The sequence below is a fragment of the Syntrophales bacterium genome, from assembly GCA_023229765.1.
Classification (GTDB): Bacteria; Desulfobacterota; Syntrophia; order Syntrophales; family UBA5619; genus DYTH01.
The window spans coordinates 318,773-335,520 of sequence record JALNYO010000001.1; the positions used below are offsets into that span (position 1 = coordinate 318,773).

The 16,748-nt window shown below is 47.9% G+C and carries 17 protein-coding genes and 1 pseudogene; 7 read left to right on the forward strand and 11 right to left on the reverse strand.

The genetic code is table 11. The features are described from left to right. Nucleotide 1: 1 nt before the first annotated feature. From M0P74_01655 to M0P74_01705, 11 genes are all read right to left on the reverse strand, one after another. Nucleotides 2–1,207, reverse strand: a complete 1,206-nt coding sequence (locus tag M0P74_01655; protein ID MCK9362296.1) for an FkbM family methyltransferase — start codon at nucleotides 1,205–1,207, stop codon at nucleotides 2–4. A 1-nt stretch (nucleotide 1,208) separates the two neighbouring features. Further along, nucleotides 1,209–2,408, reverse strand: a complete 1,200-nt coding sequence (locus M0P74_01660) for a class I SAM-dependent methyltransferase (protein ID MCK9362297.1) — start codon at nucleotides 2,406–2,408, stop codon at nucleotides 1,209–1,211. Further along, the gene (locus tag M0P74_01665; GenBank protein MCK9362298.1) at nucleotides 2,405–3,478 is read right to left on the reverse strand and encodes an NAD(P)-dependent oxidoreductase; all 1,074 of its coding nucleotides are present in this window, start codon (nucleotides 3,476–3,478) and stop codon (nucleotides 2,405–2,407) included. Before M0P74_01665 ends, M0P74_01660 begins: the two co-directional genes overlap by 4 nt. Beyond that, nucleotides 3,472–4,269 carry a glucose-1-phosphate cytidylyltransferase gene (gene rfbF / locus M0P74_01670; GenBank protein ID MCK9362299.1) on the reverse strand — a complete coding sequence of 266 codons (798 nt, stop codon included), beginning with the start codon at nucleotides 4,267–4,269 and terminating at the stop codon, nucleotides 3,472–3,474. Before rfbF ends, M0P74_01665 begins: the two co-directional genes overlap by 7 nt. A 50-nt stretch (nucleotides 4,270–4,319) precedes the next feature. Further along, nucleotides 4,320–4,766, reverse strand: a complete 447-nt coding sequence (locus tag M0P74_01675; GenBank protein MCK9362300.1) for a type II toxin-antitoxin system VapC family toxin — start codon at nucleotides 4,764–4,766, stop codon at nucleotides 4,320–4,322. After that, nucleotides 4,757–4,987: a hypothetical protein gene (locus tag M0P74_01680; GenBank protein ID MCK9362301.1), complete on the reverse strand. Its 231-nt coding sequence runs from the start codon at nucleotides 4,985–4,987 to the stop codon at nucleotides 4,757–4,759. The genes M0P74_01675 and M0P74_01680 overlap by 10 nt, the downstream gene beginning before the upstream one ends. 130 nt (nucleotides 4,988–5,117) lie before the next feature. After that, on the reverse strand, nucleotides 5,118–6,740 hold the full coding sequence (gene rfbH / locus M0P74_01685; protein ID MCK9362302.1) for a lipopolysaccharide biosynthesis protein RfbH: 1,623 nt from the start codon (nucleotides 6,738–6,740) through the stop codon (nucleotides 5,118–5,120). A gap of 10 nt (nucleotides 6,741–6,750) precedes the next feature. Next, complete coding sequence (locus M0P74_01690; GenBank protein ID MCK9362303.1) at nucleotides 6,751–7,008, reverse strand: hypothetical protein; 258 nt, start codon at nucleotides 7,006–7,008, stop codon at nucleotides 6,751–6,753. Next, a complete protein-coding gene (gene rfbG, locus M0P74_01695; GenBank protein ID MCK9362304.1) occupies nucleotides 6,983–8,101 on the reverse strand; it encodes a CDP-glucose 4,6-dehydratase in 1,119 nt (372 codons plus the stop codon). Before rfbG ends, M0P74_01690 begins: the two co-directional genes overlap by 26 nt. A 3-nt stretch (nucleotides 8,102–8,104) precedes the next feature. After that, nucleotides 8,105–8,425, reverse strand: a complete 321-nt coding sequence (locus M0P74_01700; GenBank protein MCK9362305.1) for a Gfo/Idh/MocA family oxidoreductase — start codon at nucleotides 8,423–8,425, stop codon at nucleotides 8,105–8,107. A gap of 361 nt (nucleotides 8,426–8,786) precedes the next feature. After that, nucleotides 8,787–9,533: a tetratricopeptide repeat protein gene (locus tag M0P74_01705; protein ID MCK9362306.1), complete on the reverse strand. Its 747-nt coding sequence runs from the start codon at nucleotides 9,531–9,533 to the stop codon at nucleotides 8,787–8,789. Between the two features lie 409 nt (nucleotides 9,534–9,942). Here M0P74_01705 and M0P74_01710 point away from each other — a divergent pair, with 409 nt between their 5' ends. The 7 genes and pseudogenes from M0P74_01710 to M0P74_01740 all read left to right on the forward strand — a co-directional run bounded on the left by M0P74_01710 (nucleotide 9,943) and on the right by M0P74_01740 (nucleotide 16,748). Continuing rightward, on the forward strand, nucleotides 9,943–10,164 hold the full coding sequence (locus M0P74_01710; GenBank protein MCK9362307.1) for a hypothetical protein: 222 nt from the start codon (nucleotides 9,943–9,945) through the stop codon (nucleotides 10,162–10,164). Between the two features lie 76 nt (nucleotides 10,165–10,240). Then, a complete protein-coding gene (locus M0P74_01715) occupies nucleotides 10,241–11,728 on the forward strand; it encodes a response regulator (GenBank protein ID MCK9362308.1) in 1,488 nt (495 codons plus the stop codon). A gap of 125 nt (nucleotides 11,729–11,853) precedes the next feature. Then, the gene (locus M0P74_01720; GenBank protein ID MCK9362309.1) at nucleotides 11,854–12,846 is read left to right on the forward strand and encodes an HD-GYP domain-containing protein; all 993 of its coding nucleotides are present in this window, start codon (nucleotides 11,854–11,856) and stop codon (nucleotides 12,844–12,846) included. Nucleotides 12,847–13,009: 163 nt separating this feature from the next. Then, entirely contained in the window at nucleotides 13,010–13,666 is a 657-nt protein-coding gene (locus M0P74_01725; protein MCK9362310.1) for a flagellar brake protein, read from the forward strand. Between the two features lie 58 nt (nucleotides 13,667–13,724). Continuing rightward, entirely contained in the window at nucleotides 13,725–14,513 is a 789-nt protein-coding gene (locus M0P74_01730) for a glucose 1-dehydrogenase (protein MCK9362311.1), read from the forward strand. Between the two features lie 178 nt (nucleotides 14,514–14,691). Then, nucleotides 14,692–15,516: a hypothetical protein gene (locus tag M0P74_01735; GenBank protein MCK9362312.1), complete on the forward strand. Its 825-nt coding sequence runs from the start codon at nucleotides 14,692–14,694 to the stop codon at nucleotides 15,514–15,516. Between the two features lie 98 nt (nucleotides 15,517–15,614). Further along, nucleotides 15,615–16,748, forward strand: a pseudogene (locus tag M0P74_01740) (ABC transporter substrate-binding protein).

The following is a 16,748-nucleotide window of genomic DNA, read 5'->3' on the forward strand; positions in this document are numbered from 1 at the left end:
TTTATACTTTCATGGCATACATAATCAAATCAAATCCATTAAATCCATGAGAACGTAAGAAATATTTATAGCTACCGTTATTCGGCAACTCCATACATGACCGTTTCAAATCCGTTGAATGCGTGCATTCGGAGATAGCATTTGTACCCCCCCCAATGATCTCATTTACCAATAGCGGTATTTGCCATAGATCAGCAGGGCGATGGTACAAGGAAATAGCCAATCCAGGCCTATATTTGGAAATAATTTCGCGGGCACCCAGCAGGGCTTCATATTCGGCGCCTTCAATGTCCATTTTGATCAAGGTCGGTGCGAAATCAGGAATGACGTCATCCAGGGATAAACACTGAATAACAACATCCCCCGTCGTGTTCAGCAAACTGGCCTCACCTTTGCCGGAAGAAAATCGCATCTGCTTCGTCGAAGAGTGAACACCACAAGGCCAAAGGGTTACATTTTTCAAACAGGTTAAATTGTTCTTAACGAATTGAGAAAGTTTGTCAAAGTTCCCCTGATCAGGCTCGAAGGCCGCAACAGCCTCGATTGGAATATCATTCTTGATTAGATAAGAAAGCGTGTCGCCATCAAAGGCGCCGCAATCAACAAAACGGAGTGGCGTTTTCCATGCAGGCAGATCAGGGGGGAAGTACTGATGTTCCATGTCTGGTTTGGGGAGGGCATTGTAGTCTCCCGTAAGGCGGAATTGTATTATGGCCTTGTAGATATTTTTACTTATATCGTCTTCCCAAAGGTTAAATGCCTCTTCTATGAACGGCTCAAATGACCTGTAGTAAGCACGAGAGGTAAGCCAGAAGCGCTCACCAAGTTCCCTGCCAAAATGATCATAGGGTTCAATAAGGGTGACAACACGACCATAACCTATAGATCTAAGCATTGCGATGATCGGTGGAATTTCAACATCGCGATTGTGTATCGCGACAATGACATTAGTTTTTTTGCGCTCATCCGCTGAAAATTGGCGGTCATTGGGTTGATAAATGGGAACACCGTCCCAATAAGTATCTTGCTTCGCCTTTTTATCCAAGAAACCGCTGATATGAATACCGTTGTTCCTTAAAACGCGAAACACATCTTTACCAGTGTTCCCGGCACCGTAAATGATCGTTTTAGTGCGCTCTTTCCAGAATAGTTCCTGTTTTGTTAAGTCATTAAATTCTTGAAAAATTGAATGAACCGATTCTCTCATTTTATTTATCCAGAAATATGATCGAATTAGACAAACCAAGAATGTTGATTTGTTTAGCAATTTCCTTTTGATGGAGAAGGGTGGTCACTAAAATTGGGTGCGGCAGATTCCCGATTTTTTCCGGTGATATGATCGGAATATCCTTAAGCATTTTACCCTGGTTAATCGGATTGTTATCAACAAAAGCAACAATATCTGCTTTCGCCAAAGAAGTTTCTGCCAATAGTTTCATGACTAATTGACCTGTACCCCAGACAATCAGCCGATTTGATTTAGCCAGTACCTGCTGTATTTTATTATCAATCTTGGCCAATATTGTTTTTGATTTGGCAATATAATCCCTTATATTGGAAACGAGTTCAACATCTTTGGCAAGGCTGAACTGGTTTGGGCGCTGGTCATTGATTGCAGATACGCTGTAAATTGACGGGTAAGGCATGCCCGGAGAAGACTCGATTTCCTTTTCTCCTTTGATTATGACTGTAAATCCGCACAGGTTCATTAAATTTTCAAGACACCGTTGAGAGAAATGATTGATATGCTCGGTATTGAAGTCCTGAAAGGGCGCAAAAACATAATCGTTGTATTGAGAAGCATTCGGCACTTCAATGTAGACATATGTTTTATGCTTATCAGTTGCAGATAGATAGATAGCGCTTAACGCACCCTTTAAATTAATTACATGTTCGAGAACATGAGAAAGCAGGATGCAATCATAAAGACCAAAATTTAATGGATCTGACAAAGATCCAACTTGGGCGTCAATTCCCAAACGACGGACATTTTCAACACATGCCGAGGATGGATCAACGCCAAATAGTTTTGTATAACCAAGTCCTCTAAAGGCTTTTAGAAGTCCGCCATTGGCACATCCGATGTCAAGAATGCCGGCTTTCCTATCTGGCAAGAAAGAGTAAATGAAACTTGCCGTTTCATCGAAACGCTTTTGCTCCCAAGATGTTTTTCCACCGCCCGTAGCAGTTTTATTATCTTCATATTTTGAATACTTCGCATAAAAGAGATCATACTCATCTTGCGTGACCGATGTATCCGCATATACAAAACCGCATTCATGGCAGCAAACCACATCGTAACCTTGGGATAAAGGATGACCCTCGGGCAAGACAAATTTCTGCGTATGCAGAAGTTCTGCTTCAACATTTTCACAGACGGGACAAGCTCGCACGGCTCTTTTGTTCATCCTCGTATTGCGCCTTTTTGCCTTTCGTAAAGGACAGTCCGTCTTATGCCCTCGTTCAGATCAACGATTTGCTGCACGCCTAATTCCCGAGTAATCTTATGATTTGAAGGAACATATCGTTCTGGCAATTGGTTTGATCGGGTATTCCCTTTTATTGAAATTGATAATGCCGGTTTGAAATGTGCGGCAATTTCTTTTGCCAGAGCCACAATCGTAATATCTTTGTCTGAGCCCACATTATAGGGATGGTTGGATTTTCCCCGTAAAAAGATGGTCCACAACCAGATCGCCAAATCGGCAGCATACAAGTAAGACCGGTAAGGGGTCCCATCACCTTTGATTTCAATAGGACTGCCTTGTAGGCCATCGCTGATGAAGTTTCCGATAGCATAATGAATATCGAGAGGCAAATAGGGTCCAACAAAGGCAAAACAGCGGGCGATCTTGGTCTGGATGCCGTACATTTTCGCGTACATCGTGCAAAGCATCTCAGCCGCCCGTTTTCCTTCTCCGTAGGCTGAGTTGGGGTCCGTGGGATCGGGGGCGCCGGTGTATTCCTCCGGGATGTGGGTCATCTCAGGCGGTTGTTTTCCATAAACCGCCCCGGAGCTGGTAAGTAGAAACTTCTTTGTCCCTGCGTGACGGGAAAATTCCAGCGTATGGAGGGTTCCTTCTATGATGGTGTCCCACATCAGAAGGGGATTTTCTTCGTTCAGTTTGGCGCTGGCCTCCGTGGCGGCATGGATAACATAGGGGAATTGCCCTTCGGGGAATTCAAAATCCCGTACGTCACCAATGTGAAATTTTATAGCCGGATTGGTGGCCAGGTGAGGCGCTTTCTCCAAAAACGATTCATAATTGCGGGTAAGAACCAGAACTTCGGCATTTAGATGCAGCTTATCATTTATCAAAGCAAAGCTTTCCAGAAGCCAACAACCGAAAAAGCCCGTCCCGCCCGTGATGAAAATTCTCTGATCGCGAAGCTCTTCCCATAGGTCGCGGGTGTGGGCGAGGATATGATCGAGGTCTGTGGCGAGCGGGTTCATTGAGTTTGACTTTTCGTTTACCACGTCTTCCAAGGCGCCTTCCCCGTTTGCCAAACATCTTCTAAATATTTTAGATCCCGGGCGGTGTCCATGCACTGCCAGAAGCCTTCATGCTTGTAAGCGAAAAGTTTGCCTTCTTCGGCAAGTTTTTCCATCGGGGCGTGTTCCCACATCACATCTTCATTTTCCTTGATATAGCTTAGTGCTTCTAAGTTAACGACAAAGAAGCCTCCGTTTATCCACCCTTCATGGAGGGTGGATTTTTCCTTGAAATGGCGAATCTGATTACCTTCAAATTCGAGAGCGCCAAAGCGGGCTGGAGGACGGACGGCGGTCAGAGTAACCAGGCCGTTGTTGCTGTGGTGAGATTTTAGCAGTGTATCCAAATTCACATCACTGACGCCGTCGCCGTATGTCAGCATGAAAGTCTCTTGATTGATCATGGATGCCAGGCGCTTGAGGCGGCCACCTGTCAGGGTGGTTTGACCCGTATCGATGAGATGGACTTTCCAGGGATCACAGTGATTGTAGTTGATGCTCCGTACCTCACCGTCATTGAGCGAAACGGTAAAATCCTGGTTCAAACTGTTAAAATCAAGGAAATATCGTTTGATATGTTCTCCCTTATAGCCCAGGGCAAGAATGAATTCGTTGAACCCATATTGGGAATAGTGCTTCATGATATGCCAAAGGATGGGCCTGCCGCCGACTTCCACCAGTGGTTTCGGGCGCACCTCCGTGTACTCCACCAAGCGGGTTCCCAATCCGCCGCAGAGAATTACAACAGGGATGTTCTTATTGCTTTCTTTTTTCATGACTTTTTCCCAAAACGGATCTTTCTAAAAAGATTTTATCGTTTGATTATTTACTTTCCTGAAAAATCTTCAAGTATCAAAACATTAATGTCTTTCACTTTCTTCAAACCGGAGTCATTGGTTAAAAACATAGCAGCGCCATATAGGATTCCGACAGCTATCTGAATTGCATCAGGAGTCCTGATTGCATATTTTGCCCGGAGCTTTGCCGACAATTCGGAAACTTCATGAACAATCTCATACGTTGTTAATCCTTCAGCGTGCAGCAATATCTCCCGGTATTCTTCGGCCAGAGATTCATTTTCCTTCTTGAATGGAAGGACCAATACCTCTAACAGTGTGATTGTTGAAGTCAGGGCTTCAATGTTCCCGGCATCAATTTCAGCAAAAATCGGTCTTACTACGTTCAGATATTTAGGATCCTTTTCAATGAAATAGATAAAGGGAGCGGTGTCGATACAAATTATTTTTCCTCGCAATTGATCGACTAACTCCATGACTCTCTCTCCTTCTGAACATAATCATGCGCATCAATCCCTTTCCATAGGTTAGCACCCAGTCCCTCAAGCTGCATAATGCTACTTTTTTTCTTTTGGCCGATGGATTTTTTTAGTCTGGCTGATATGATCTCCAACAGGGTCAACTGTTCTTCTATGTTTAAAAAATTTATTCCTTTTACGCAGTCGCTATAGGTAATCGATGTTTTTCTTGCTTCCATTTTGTCGTATCCTTTCAGTTTCATTCTTGGGCTTCAAGTTCAATCATTTCCGATGCAATTCCTGTGCAAGTTTTCTGCCAAAACTTGAAACGAGAGTTAATATCCGGAAAGTTCTTTAACATTCTGGACCTTATCTACAAAAACCTCTCAGTGTTTCCAGCATATATCCCATCATTCCCTCCGTCATCCCCGGATACACCCCGACCCAGAAGGCATCGCGCATGATGCGGTCGGTCGTGGGCAAATCGCCAATCACCTGGTAATTTTTGCCGGCCTTGCGCATCTCGTCAAAACAAGGGTGCTTGATAAGATTACCGGCGAAAAGCATCCGGGTCTGGATTCCTTTTTGTTCGAGGTGGTTCACCATCATCTCACGGGTAAAGCCTGCATCTTCACGCACGGTGAGCAGAAAACCAAACCACGATGGATCAGAATTTGCGGTAGCTTCGGGCAGAATGAAACGCTCCTCCAGGCCGCTTATGCCGTCACGCAGAATTTTCCAGTTTCGCTTACGCGCCTCGATGAAGGAAGGCAGCTTCTCAAGCTGGGCGCAACCAATGGCGGCCTGCATATCGGTTGCCTTCAAGTTGTAGCCAAAATGGGAATAGACATATTTATGATCGTAACCCAAGGGAAGTTCACCGAACTGCCGGTCAAAGCGATTGTGGCAGGTATTGTCCCGGCCGGGTGGGCACCAGCAATCGCGGCCCCAGTCGCGGAAGGATTCTACAAGCCGTTTAAGTTTTGAATCATTGGTATAGACAGCCCCGCCTTCGCCCATGGTGATGTGGTGGGCGGGATAAAAGCTTGATGTGCCGATGTGCCCTGATGTTCCGGTATAACTCCAAGAACCGTTTTGAAAATAGCGTGAGCCGAGGGCATCACAATTGTCTTCAATCAGCCAGAGGTCGTTCTTGTCGCAGAAGGCTTTAACCGCCGCGAGATCAAACGGGTTGCCCAACGTATGTGCCAACATAACCGCTTTTGTTTGGTTTGAAAGCGCGGCCTCCAATTGCGTGACATCAATATTGCAGGTCGGAAGCGATATATCGACAAAGGCCGGCACGGCGCCATATTGGATGATGGGGGAAACGGTGGTGGGAAAAGCGGCCGCTACAGTGATCACTTCATCTCCCGGCTTGATCCGGCGTTCACCCAGCTCGGGCGAAGTAAGCGCCATGAAGGCCAGCAGATTGGCGGAGGAACCGGAATTGACTAATGAACAATGCTGCACACCGAGGAACGCGGCAAACTCTTTCTCAAACTTCTCTGCATAGCGACCGGTAGTCAGCCAGAAATCGAGTGAGGAATCTACCAATGAGGTAATCTCGCGCTCATCGAAAACCCGACCGGCGTAAGGAATACGGTCCCCGGGGGTGAAGGAGCTTTTGGATGTCCGGGAATGAACACCATCGTAGTGGGAAACAACGGTGTTACGTACACTGGCTCGAAGCAGTTCATCGATTTTTGCATTGGACAGGCGACCGATACCGGCACGCTTGATGTTTTTTTCGGTTATCACCAGCACCTTATCGGCCCGTATAACGCTCCTTTTGAGGATGGCGCCGCACTCAAGATCAGTTGGATCAATGACTACGGCAGAGGTGTCGAAACAGTAATTATCAACCTCACTGGTCATGTAGGCTACTGTAATATCTCCCAATTCTGATGATTGTGAAATGATAACGGCTGGGCGCACTTTTGAGCCGGCCTGATTGGTATAGGGAAAGTCAAGCAGGACAATTTCTCCCACCCGGGCATTCCTATTTGAGTTCAAAATAGGCCTCCCAGTCAACATTGGCATCATCATTTGTGTCAAAAAAGGCAGCCAGACCTATTTGCTTGAACTCTTCATCGCTTGACCTTCGGCGGGCATGATACTCCGCAGCGGGGATTGTCGTCTCATTAGTTTCTTCTGACGGTATCACAATAATATTGAGTTCTGCTGAAAGGATATCCGCAGGTATCGGCTCGATTAATTCAATTCGTCCCGCCTTATACTGCGCTTTTATCGCCAGCATGACTGTCCTCCTTTTGTGGCTTTTCTTCGTACTTGCGGATCTGCTCCAGACAGAACTGATGCATGTCTTTTGTTTGAGGTTCCGAGTAAAATTCTTTATACCAATCCGCTGTCATTTGCAAACATTCGTCAATGGTGAGAACGCTGTGCCAGTGGAGATAAGCGTGGGCCTTGTCGCAATTCAGCTTGAGAAGGTTCGCCTCATGAAGGGACTGCGGATCTGATAGGTCATTCCAGGAACCTTTGCCCCAGTATTTTATCAATCGCTCAGCCATTTCGGCGACGGTCAGATGACTGCTGTCCTCCGGGCCGAAGTTCCAGGCGTCGGAATATTTTTGAGGGTTTTGCCACAGGGCGGCGCCGAGCAGCAGATAACCACCGAGGGGCTCCAGTACGTGCTGCCAGGGGCGAATGGCATTGGGGTTGCGGATGCCGATGGGTTGCTTACTGCTCAGGGCGCGGATGCAATCGGGAACCAAGCGATCTGCACCCCAATCGCCGCCGCCGATGACGTTGCCCGCCCGGGCGGAGGCGGCGCCGATCGGCCTGCTCTGTGCGGCGTTCGGAGAAAAGAACGACTTCAGATAAGCGCTGAAAACAAGTTCCGCACACCCTTTGGAGGCGCTGTACGGGTCATGACCGCCCATCGGGTCATTTTCCCGGTAGCCCCAAACCCATTCCCTGTTTTCATAGCATTTGTCGCTGGTGATGTTGACCAGGACTTTGACGCTGGAGGTTTTACGGACGGCCTCGAAAACGTTGACCGTGCCGCCGACGTTCGTGTCGAAGGTCAATTTCGGCTCTTCGTAGGAGCGGCGAACAAGGGGCTGGGCGGCGAGGTGGAAAACAAATTCCGGCTGATATTTTTCAAAAGTCTCCATCAACCGGTCGAGATCGCGGATATCTCCGTGGATATGGGTGATCTTTTCCCGGAGCTTCGTTGCCTCAAAAAGGCTTGGCTCGCTTGGCGGATCAAGGGAATAGCCGATGACATCCGCCCCCAGTTCCTTCAGCCAAATCGCCAGCCACGACCCCTTGAATCCGGTGTGGCCGGTGATCAAAACCCGCTTACTTTTGTATATGTTATCGAACAATGATCAATTCTCCGAAGGTTTGTACACGGAATATCTTTTCCAAAACGGGTCGAAACGGATATGGCTGTCGTGCAGGTAGTTGGGGCTGCAAATAGAGACATAATCAATCTTTTTATTTTTTTCGCGGCGGTATTTGTCCACGAAGCGGTCAATAAGCTCAAATTCGGAAAAAAATGCCGCTTTTGGGGAAAAACTGTCAATTATGCCGATGCTGTCGTTTTTGTCGAGGGCGGCAACGAGGGTGTTTCCGGTATCCTTGATGGCTTTCAGATGTCGGGGGACGATGTCGCCGGCAACGTCGATAAGCGCAAAACTATTTGTCATATCAGGCCTTTTATCAATATTTAGAAGTCATCTTTTAATGTTTCAGCTAATGCCTCTTTTTTTACCACAGCACCTGATCGAAATTAAGCAATTATAATGCCGTTGAAATTATCAGTCCCTTATGTTCACGGTTTTTCATTCTTGACTGAGAGGCTGTCCCGCTACGTATCTATAATTTGTTTTATGAAGAGCTAATTGCAAAACGCTTTGTCATGCCCGAATGCTTCTGTCTGGCATCCATGATTTCAAACACTTACAAACTGGATTATGAACATTAAGCTTCGCTTTCCCGCCCCAAAGAGTCGCGGGAATGACAGAGCTGGGAGTTTTGCAATTACCTCTGAAGATAAAACTTAAACGCTCAGGAATCTATCTTCCCCGTTTCGCGAATATATTTCAGCAGTTTGATCCCTTCAGCAAAATCATGATTGATCTTGAGGCCTTCGTTGATTGTTTCGGCCGCCGTTTTCCATTCTTCCTGGGCAATGTAAACCCGGGCCATGTTGTAATAAATTCCCTCATCCCGAGGCGAGGCGACGAGGGCCTTTTTGAACTCCTGCAGAGATTCATCATAACTGCCCGCCCGGCGGTGTTCTATGCCGGCCGTGTTGAAAGCTTCGGCAAGGAGTTCTGCAAGATCATCCTTGTTTTTCAGCAACTCCAGCGCTGCCGTCGGATTTCCGTTTTCAATGAGTGTTTTAATTATGTTTAATTGAGCTTCTGTGTCGTTAGCCGGGGGAGCGGGATTCGCAGTGCTTTCCTTCTTTTCTTTCGGTTCCTCCAATAGGTCCGTCATTTCATCGCTTTTTATTTCAATGAGTTGCTTCATCAATTCGAGAGTGGGGGCGATTTCGTTGTCTCGAAACGTGACAGGCCCATAGATATCGCGGAATTGTTTGCTCTCCGCGAGGGTCTTCTGGAAATCGTTGATCTCCTTTTGCAGCGCCTTTTCGTCGGCGGGGATCATGTTGGTGGAGCTAATTTTCTCCAGAACCTCTTTGAATTTCAAGAGGCAGGAAAAAACATTCCCCTTTTGCAGAACGTTTCGGCATTCGGTCAGCCTGTGGGCTATCTTGCCGGCGTCATCCCTGTTTATTGCCTCTGTCATTTTGTGCATTCCTCCATAAATCGATGATGGTTTTCATGCGAACAAAGTGAAAATTTACTCGGATGAAATAAAGATTTTCGGCTGAGCTAATTGCAAAACGCTTTGTCATGCCCGAAAGCGCAGCTTAATGTCCATAATGCTTCTGTCGGGCATCCATGATTTAAAACACTTACAAACTGGATTATGAACATTAAGCTTCGCTTTCCCGCCCCAAAGAGTCGCGGGAATGACAGAGCTGGGAGTTTTGCAATTACCTCGGCTGCCTAATTTTACATATAGCACATTCTCCGAAAAACGTGCAAGATTGGGGAGATGAAAAAAATGTTATCGTCCTGAAAAAAATATTAAAGTTTTTGCATTTTACTGCCGATCAATGATATGCCGGAATACATTGTAGAGGGAGGTTTATATGGTAGTATCCATGTATAGCGTTGATAGCATGATCAACGCTTACAACAAGCAGCAGCGGGTTAAAGCCAGACACGCTGCCCCTGACGATTGGGGCGGATCGGGAAAGGGAAAAACCAACGATGAAGTTACTCTGTCCAAACAGGGCATTGAGGCTGCGGACATCTACAATAAACTGACGAACAAACTTATCGATAACATGCTGAAAGAAGAAAAAAAATAACTGACGGCATGGTTGTTGATTCCGTTTCCTCATTCGTTTATCTGGTTTTTTAGAGAAATCGGGAGGCTGGCTGGTTTTGCTTGATGCCGCAAAAATGGAAAAGGTAAATAGTAAAGTTGTCCTGGTTGTGGACGATTACGCGCCCACCCGGATTCTAATTTTGGAGGCGCTTGAGCAGCAGGGTGAGTACGAGGGCCTGGAAGCCGCAAACGGGGTTGAGGCGATTGCGCTTTTAGAAAAGAATCCCTGTGATATGGTGATTACCGACGTCATGATGCCCGGTATGGGCGGCATGGAGTTGCTGCAGTCTCTGCGGGAGAGGAATTTTGATATTCCGGTAATCATGATGACCTCCCGCCCCGCTGTTGATCTTACCGTTTCCGCGATGAAAAGCGGCGTCGTTGATTTTCTGCAGAAACCCTTTGATATCGATAAAATGATCTTCAAGGTTGACCTGTATCTCCGGGAGGGCTCTGGTCCCACACCTGTTTCCCGGCAGGATTCCCTGGCCATGAAAGAGGAGCGGGAGCAACTCTCCCTGAAAAGCTATGTCTATGAGGCGGTTGAACGAGCCGCTGGCGACAATGATGAGATTTTTCAGACCATTGTCGAATTGGCGATGCGGATTGTAGATGGTGAGAGCTGCGCGCTTTTCCTCTACGATAAAGAATATCGTAAATTTTATCCGAAGGCGCAGAAGGGAGAGGATTACGGTTTTTATGGGGCCAACACCATCTCAACCATAACCGATATCTATCAGGAGGCGGTCGATAAAAAAGACGCGCTGATGGTGCATTCCGACAGCGACCCTTTTATTTCCCCGTCCATTATTTGCGCGCCCTTGCTGATCCACGGAAGCGTTCTCGGGGTGCTGAGCATCCGGAAAAAGAGCCTTGGCGGGGTTTTTACGAAGAACGACCTCCAGCAGATTTTGGGCCTGGCGAAAAGGGCCTCCCTGAACCTCGAAAACAAAATCCTCTATGAAAGCATGTTTGATAATTTGACGAGCACCTTTATGGCGCTTGTGGCGGCGATTCAGGCGCGGGATCACTACACGGAGGAACATTCCCGCCGCGTTACCGAGACCGCCGTCAACATAGCTCAACAAATGGGGTTATCTCCGACCGAGGTGGAGCGGCTGCGGGTTGCCTCGCTGCTTCATGATCTCGGGAAAATATCCATTCCCGACAACGTGCTGCTCAAACCGGGCGGACTTACTGATAAAGAATTTGAAATTATCAAACAGCATCCCGTTAACGGCGATGCGATATTGAGTCATATTGCCCTGCTTGACGATGAGCGCTTGATAGTTCGACACCACCATGAAAGGTGGGATGGCCGGGGCTATCCCGACGGCCTTGCCGGGAATGATATCCCGCTTTTGGCGCGGATCATGGCGGTGGCCGATTCCTTTGACGCGATGACAAGCGATCGTCCGTATCGAAAAGGTATGAATATTAAAGCGGCGGTAGGCGAGCTGATAGCAAATAAAAACAAGCAGTTTGACGAGAAAATCGTGGATGTTTTTCTGGAAATTTTGGCGGACGATAATAGCTTTTCCTGAATCTTCATTTATCTCTGTGAAAAATAGAAAATGCCCCATACTATCTATGCTGGCAAAAACATCAATGCGCGTATTTCCAGTTATTATAAAAATGGCGACAACCTGTTTTCCCTGGGGTGGCTGCCATGCGGTCCTTAGTCAGGCTTAAAGCCGGCGAGCTTAAGGTCGGCATGTATGTAGTAATGCCCGCCTCCTGGGATGAGCACCCCTTCCTGAAGAATGAGTTTATTCTCGATTCGGCAAAACAGATCGATAAGATAATAAAGTACGGCATGGAATTTGTCCTGGTTGACGCCGGCAAGAGCTTGATCCCGGTTTCGCCATCCGCCGGCGAACGGCCCACTGCTGCTGAAATGCCGGAGGCGCCATCCGCCGATAATTCGCCTGTTGTTCCAGACGAGCTTTACGAGGCGATTCATAACGCCTCGGTGCTCCCCGTCGAGAAAGCCCGCTTGGTGAGGAAAAACAGTCTGCTGATGATGGAGGGTCTCCTGCAGCAGCCGACGGCGGATAATATCCGGGAAAGCAAAAAGGCAATAACCGAAATTGTGCAGCTTATACTGAAGGACGACGATGCCGCGAGCGCCCTTATCAAGATAACAGATCATGATTATTACACATATACCCACTCGGTCAATGTAGGATTTTGGGCGGTGTCGCTGGCGAAGGTGTTGTTCCGGGATTCATTTCTGCATGATCTTCATGAATTGGGGTGCGGGTTTTTCCTGCACGATATCGGCAAGGTCCGGATCAAGCAGAGCATTATAACGAAGCCGGGGCGTTTGTCGGAGGAGGAGATGAACGAAATGCGCAGGCATCCGGTGTTTGGCTTCCGGATTCTCGACGAGGCCCACCAGCTTACCGAAGAGTCCAAGATAATTGTTCTTCAGCATCACGAACGGTATGGCGGCAATGGCTATCCCAAGGGGCTGCGGGGTGATCAGATACACATCTATGCGAAAATATGCTCGCTTGCCGATGTTTACGACGCTCTGACGTCAGACCGTCCCTACCGGAAGGGGAGTAAGCCTTTTGAGGCACTGAGGATTATGAAAGATGAAATGATCGGTCATTTTCAGCAGGATCTTTTTGAAAAATTTGTGCGACTGCTGCTGTAATTGAATGAAAGTTTTAGCAATTGGCGGATAATATTTTTTGACAACGCCAATAGTTTATTGTAGATTCCCCCACATTTATTGTCATTGTGATTTTAATGTCATTAACGCCGGACATTGAGGCATTGAGGATTGTTCCCTGCAAATAAAGTAGTTATGTGACAAAATGTCGGAAAATATTAAAGAAAAAATTATCGATCTTCCCGGGATTTCGTTTGGAATGATTATTCAGATTCAGGCAGAAGGGTTGGGAATGTCCCACAGCCGCCTGATCGGCGTAGATTCCGGGGCGTTTCTTATAGTAAAAACTCCTCCCATAATCGATATAGCCACTAAACTATATGATAAGAATAAGATAGTTATCCGCTATTTTTCCGCTGGATGGGTTTATGCGTTTCGCTGCACTCTGCTTTCTCTGATCAAAGAACCATCGCGTTTGTCCATTCTTTCTTATCCTGAGAACATTGAAAAAATCAATATCAGGAAACATGACCGGGTTGACTGCAATATCCCGGTTGAGATGATAATAGAAAAGAAAACATATAATGGCATTGTGACGAACATAAGCGCCGGCGGCCTATCTTTGGAGATTGCCAAAACAGGGGATGAGGAGGCGCCGCAATTGAATATCCAGGATGTTATTTCCCTGACGGTGCAGCGCGAGGCGGAGCAGGCTACATCTTTAAAAACGATAGTCCGCAATATTAAAATAGAGCGGACCGTGATGAAAATTGGCATGGAGTTCTACGCTCAGGGTGCTTCACAGGGTGAAGGGCAGGGCGAAAAAAAGTGGCTGGAGGATTTAGTTTCTGAAAATCTGTGATTTTTTAAGCTGATTATAAATAAGCAGTATTCCTAATTTTTTTTCTTTGGGGGAGTTGATGCGACTTAACGAATTATTCAGTTTGCGCGGCAAGACTGCGCTGGTTACAGGCGGAGGCCGGGGAATAGGGAAATTCATCGCCACAGGTTTTGCCGAAGCCGGCGCTGATCTGCTGCTCGTCTCTCGGAAGATGAAAAATCTGGAGGCGACGGCCTCGGCTTTGGCTGCTGAATTTGGAGTCAGGGCAATTCCCCTTGCCTGCGATGTTTCAAGTCCCGAAAATATTGAGGCGATGCTGCAAAAGGCGCGGGAGTATTTCCCGCGGATCGATATTCTTGTTAATAACGCGGGCGCTTCCTGGGGGGCGCCGACGCTGGAATTCCCCCTTGCTCAATGGGATCGCCTGTTCGATGTGAACGTGCGCGGGGTCTGGATGATAACCCAGAAGGTGGCGCAGCTTATGAAAGAGCAAGGCGGCGGCAATATCATCAACATCTCGTCTGTGATGGGTTTCCGGGGATCTGAAGAGCTGGTGCATCCGGCGGTTCCCTACAACTCCACCAAGGCGGCGATCAACCTGCTGACGATGAACCTTGCCGTCAAGCTTGCGCCTTATCACATCCGCGTCAACGCGATTGCCCCCGGTTTTTTCCGGACCGACATGATGGCCTATATTGAAAAGCCGGAATTCAAGGCCGCCCATGACCTGACGCTGTCCGCCATTCCGCTCGGCCGCATCGGCGATATTGACGACATGAAGGGGCTCGCCGTTTTTCTTGCCTCCAACGCCTCCGCCTACATGACCGGGCAGATACTGATCAACGACGGCGGCATGCTTGCGAAATAGCAAAAATAAAAATATCAATCACATCTTATGTTTTGTGCAATAATTGGGGATGGGTATAAGGATAATCCCCCATGACGGCATGCCGCCACAAAGCAGGATGAAAATTGGCGGGATGCGCTCCGTCGCGTCCGTGGCGGCTTTATAGGCATGAAGCTTCGCTTTCAGTTAAGGAGAAACAGTGAATAAAGAACCGACAGACGCCGCGACCGTTGTTCTGCTTTCCAACCGATCTTCGGGCGGCTGCGAGATATTCCTTATGAAACGGGTGAAGAGCAGCACCTACCGGGAGGAAATTTATGTTTTCCCCGGCGGCCTGCTGGAGGAGGCCGATCTTGATCCGGAATTGGAGGGCTGCGCGGAGGAATTCAGTGGTGTAAAAGCGAAGCGTCTTCTCCAGGAACCTGATATTTCTGAATCTTTGGCCCTTGGCCTGTTTATGGCGGCGATAAGGGAAACCTTTGAAGAAGCCGGGGTTCTGCTGGCGCGTGATTCCTCCGGGGGAGTCGTTGACCTGTTGGAACCGGATGCGGCCTCCCGTTTTGCCGGCTATCGCCGGGAAGTCTATCAGCGGCGGCTGTCCTTGAGCGAGTTGGCCAGAAGGGAGAAGCTGGTTTTTGCGCCTGATCTGCTTGTGCCCTATTCGCATTGGATCACCCCGGAGATTGTACCCCGGCGTTTCAATGCCCGCATCTTTCTAACATTCCTTCCTGCCGGTCAGAAGCCGGAGCATGACAATCTCGAATTGACGGATTCCTGCTGGCTAACCCCCGTGCGGGCGATTGCCGCATACAGCGCCCGCCGGATGTTCATGATGCCCCCCACCATAAGGACAATTGAGGAACTGAATGAATCCCCCGATGCCGAAGAATTATTCACGACATCCCGCAGTCGAAAAATAGAGGTCATCCTCCCCGAGGCGTTCCGGACGGCAGAGGGTTTAAAGGTGCGTCTGCCGGATGGTCGGGAATATTTCCCCGCGCCAAAGTCGCTGGAGGCAAACTGAGCCCCGGATGTGCAAGCGCGAAGACGTAGCGTGGCTTGAATTAAATATATTGTCCTCGGAATTGTTATGTGCCAGTAATCATTAGGAGGGGGCTACCCATGAAAAGGGGCCGGGATTTCTTCTTTGCTGCTTTTTCCGTCGCGCTGCTGGTTTTTTTGACGATCCTGTTTTCCTCGTGTCAAAGGGAAAAGCCGCAAATTAAAATCGGTTTCGCCGGCGGTCTGACCGGTCGCTATTCTGATCTTGGAACTGCGGGTAGAAACGGGGCGAATCTTGCCGTCGAGGAGATCAACCAAACGGGCGGCATCAGAGGTCGTCAGGTTTTGCTGATTTCAAAAGATGACAAGCAGGATGAGTAGACGGCCGTCCGGGTGGATCGGGAACTGATCGCGGAGGGGGCAGTGGCGATCATTGGTCACATGACAAGCTCCATGTCGGTAGCCGCCCTGCCGCTGATGAACGAAAAGGGGATTGTGCTGCTCAGCCCGACGTCCACCACGAATGTTTTGAACGGCAAAGACGATTTTTTTATCAGGCTTGAGCCTGCCAATAAAAAGCAGACGGAGGATCTGGTTGTCTACGCATCTAAAAAGATGAGACTTAAAAGGATTGCGGCTGTTTACGATCTTTCCAACCAGAGTTACACTGAAGATTATTTCCGTCTTTTTTCTTCGCTTTTCAGGGAGCTTGGGGGAGAAATTGTTGCGGTTGAGACTTACAAAAGCACCGCTGGTTTCTCTTTTGCAAAGATTGCATCCCGACTGCTGAAGAACAAACCGGAGGGAATTTTATTAATAGCAAATGCCCTTGACGCCGCCGACTTTTGTCAGCAGATCAGAAAAGCCGGTTCGCGGGCCGTCATTCTTTCTTCCGGATGGGCGATGACGGAGAGTTTTTTAAGCAATGGCGGAAAGGCTGTGGAAGGTGTTGTTTTTGACAATTTGATAAACGTTAACAGCCGCAATCAAAGATATATTTGGTTCAAAAACAGTTATAAGCTCCGTTTTGGAGAATATCCGGGTTTCGGCGCCGTTCATGGTTACGAGGCGGCCCGCCTGCTTTTGGACGCGCTCAAGGTAAACGAAGATCCGAAACGATTGAAGGAAACAATTCTCGGGCTTAAAGGGGTTTATGGATTATTCGGTGATTTCAGGCTTGATCGTTTTGGCGACGCCGAAAGGGATTTTTTTATAATGTCTGTAAAGGGCGGACATTTTCAACAGTTGGAGTAA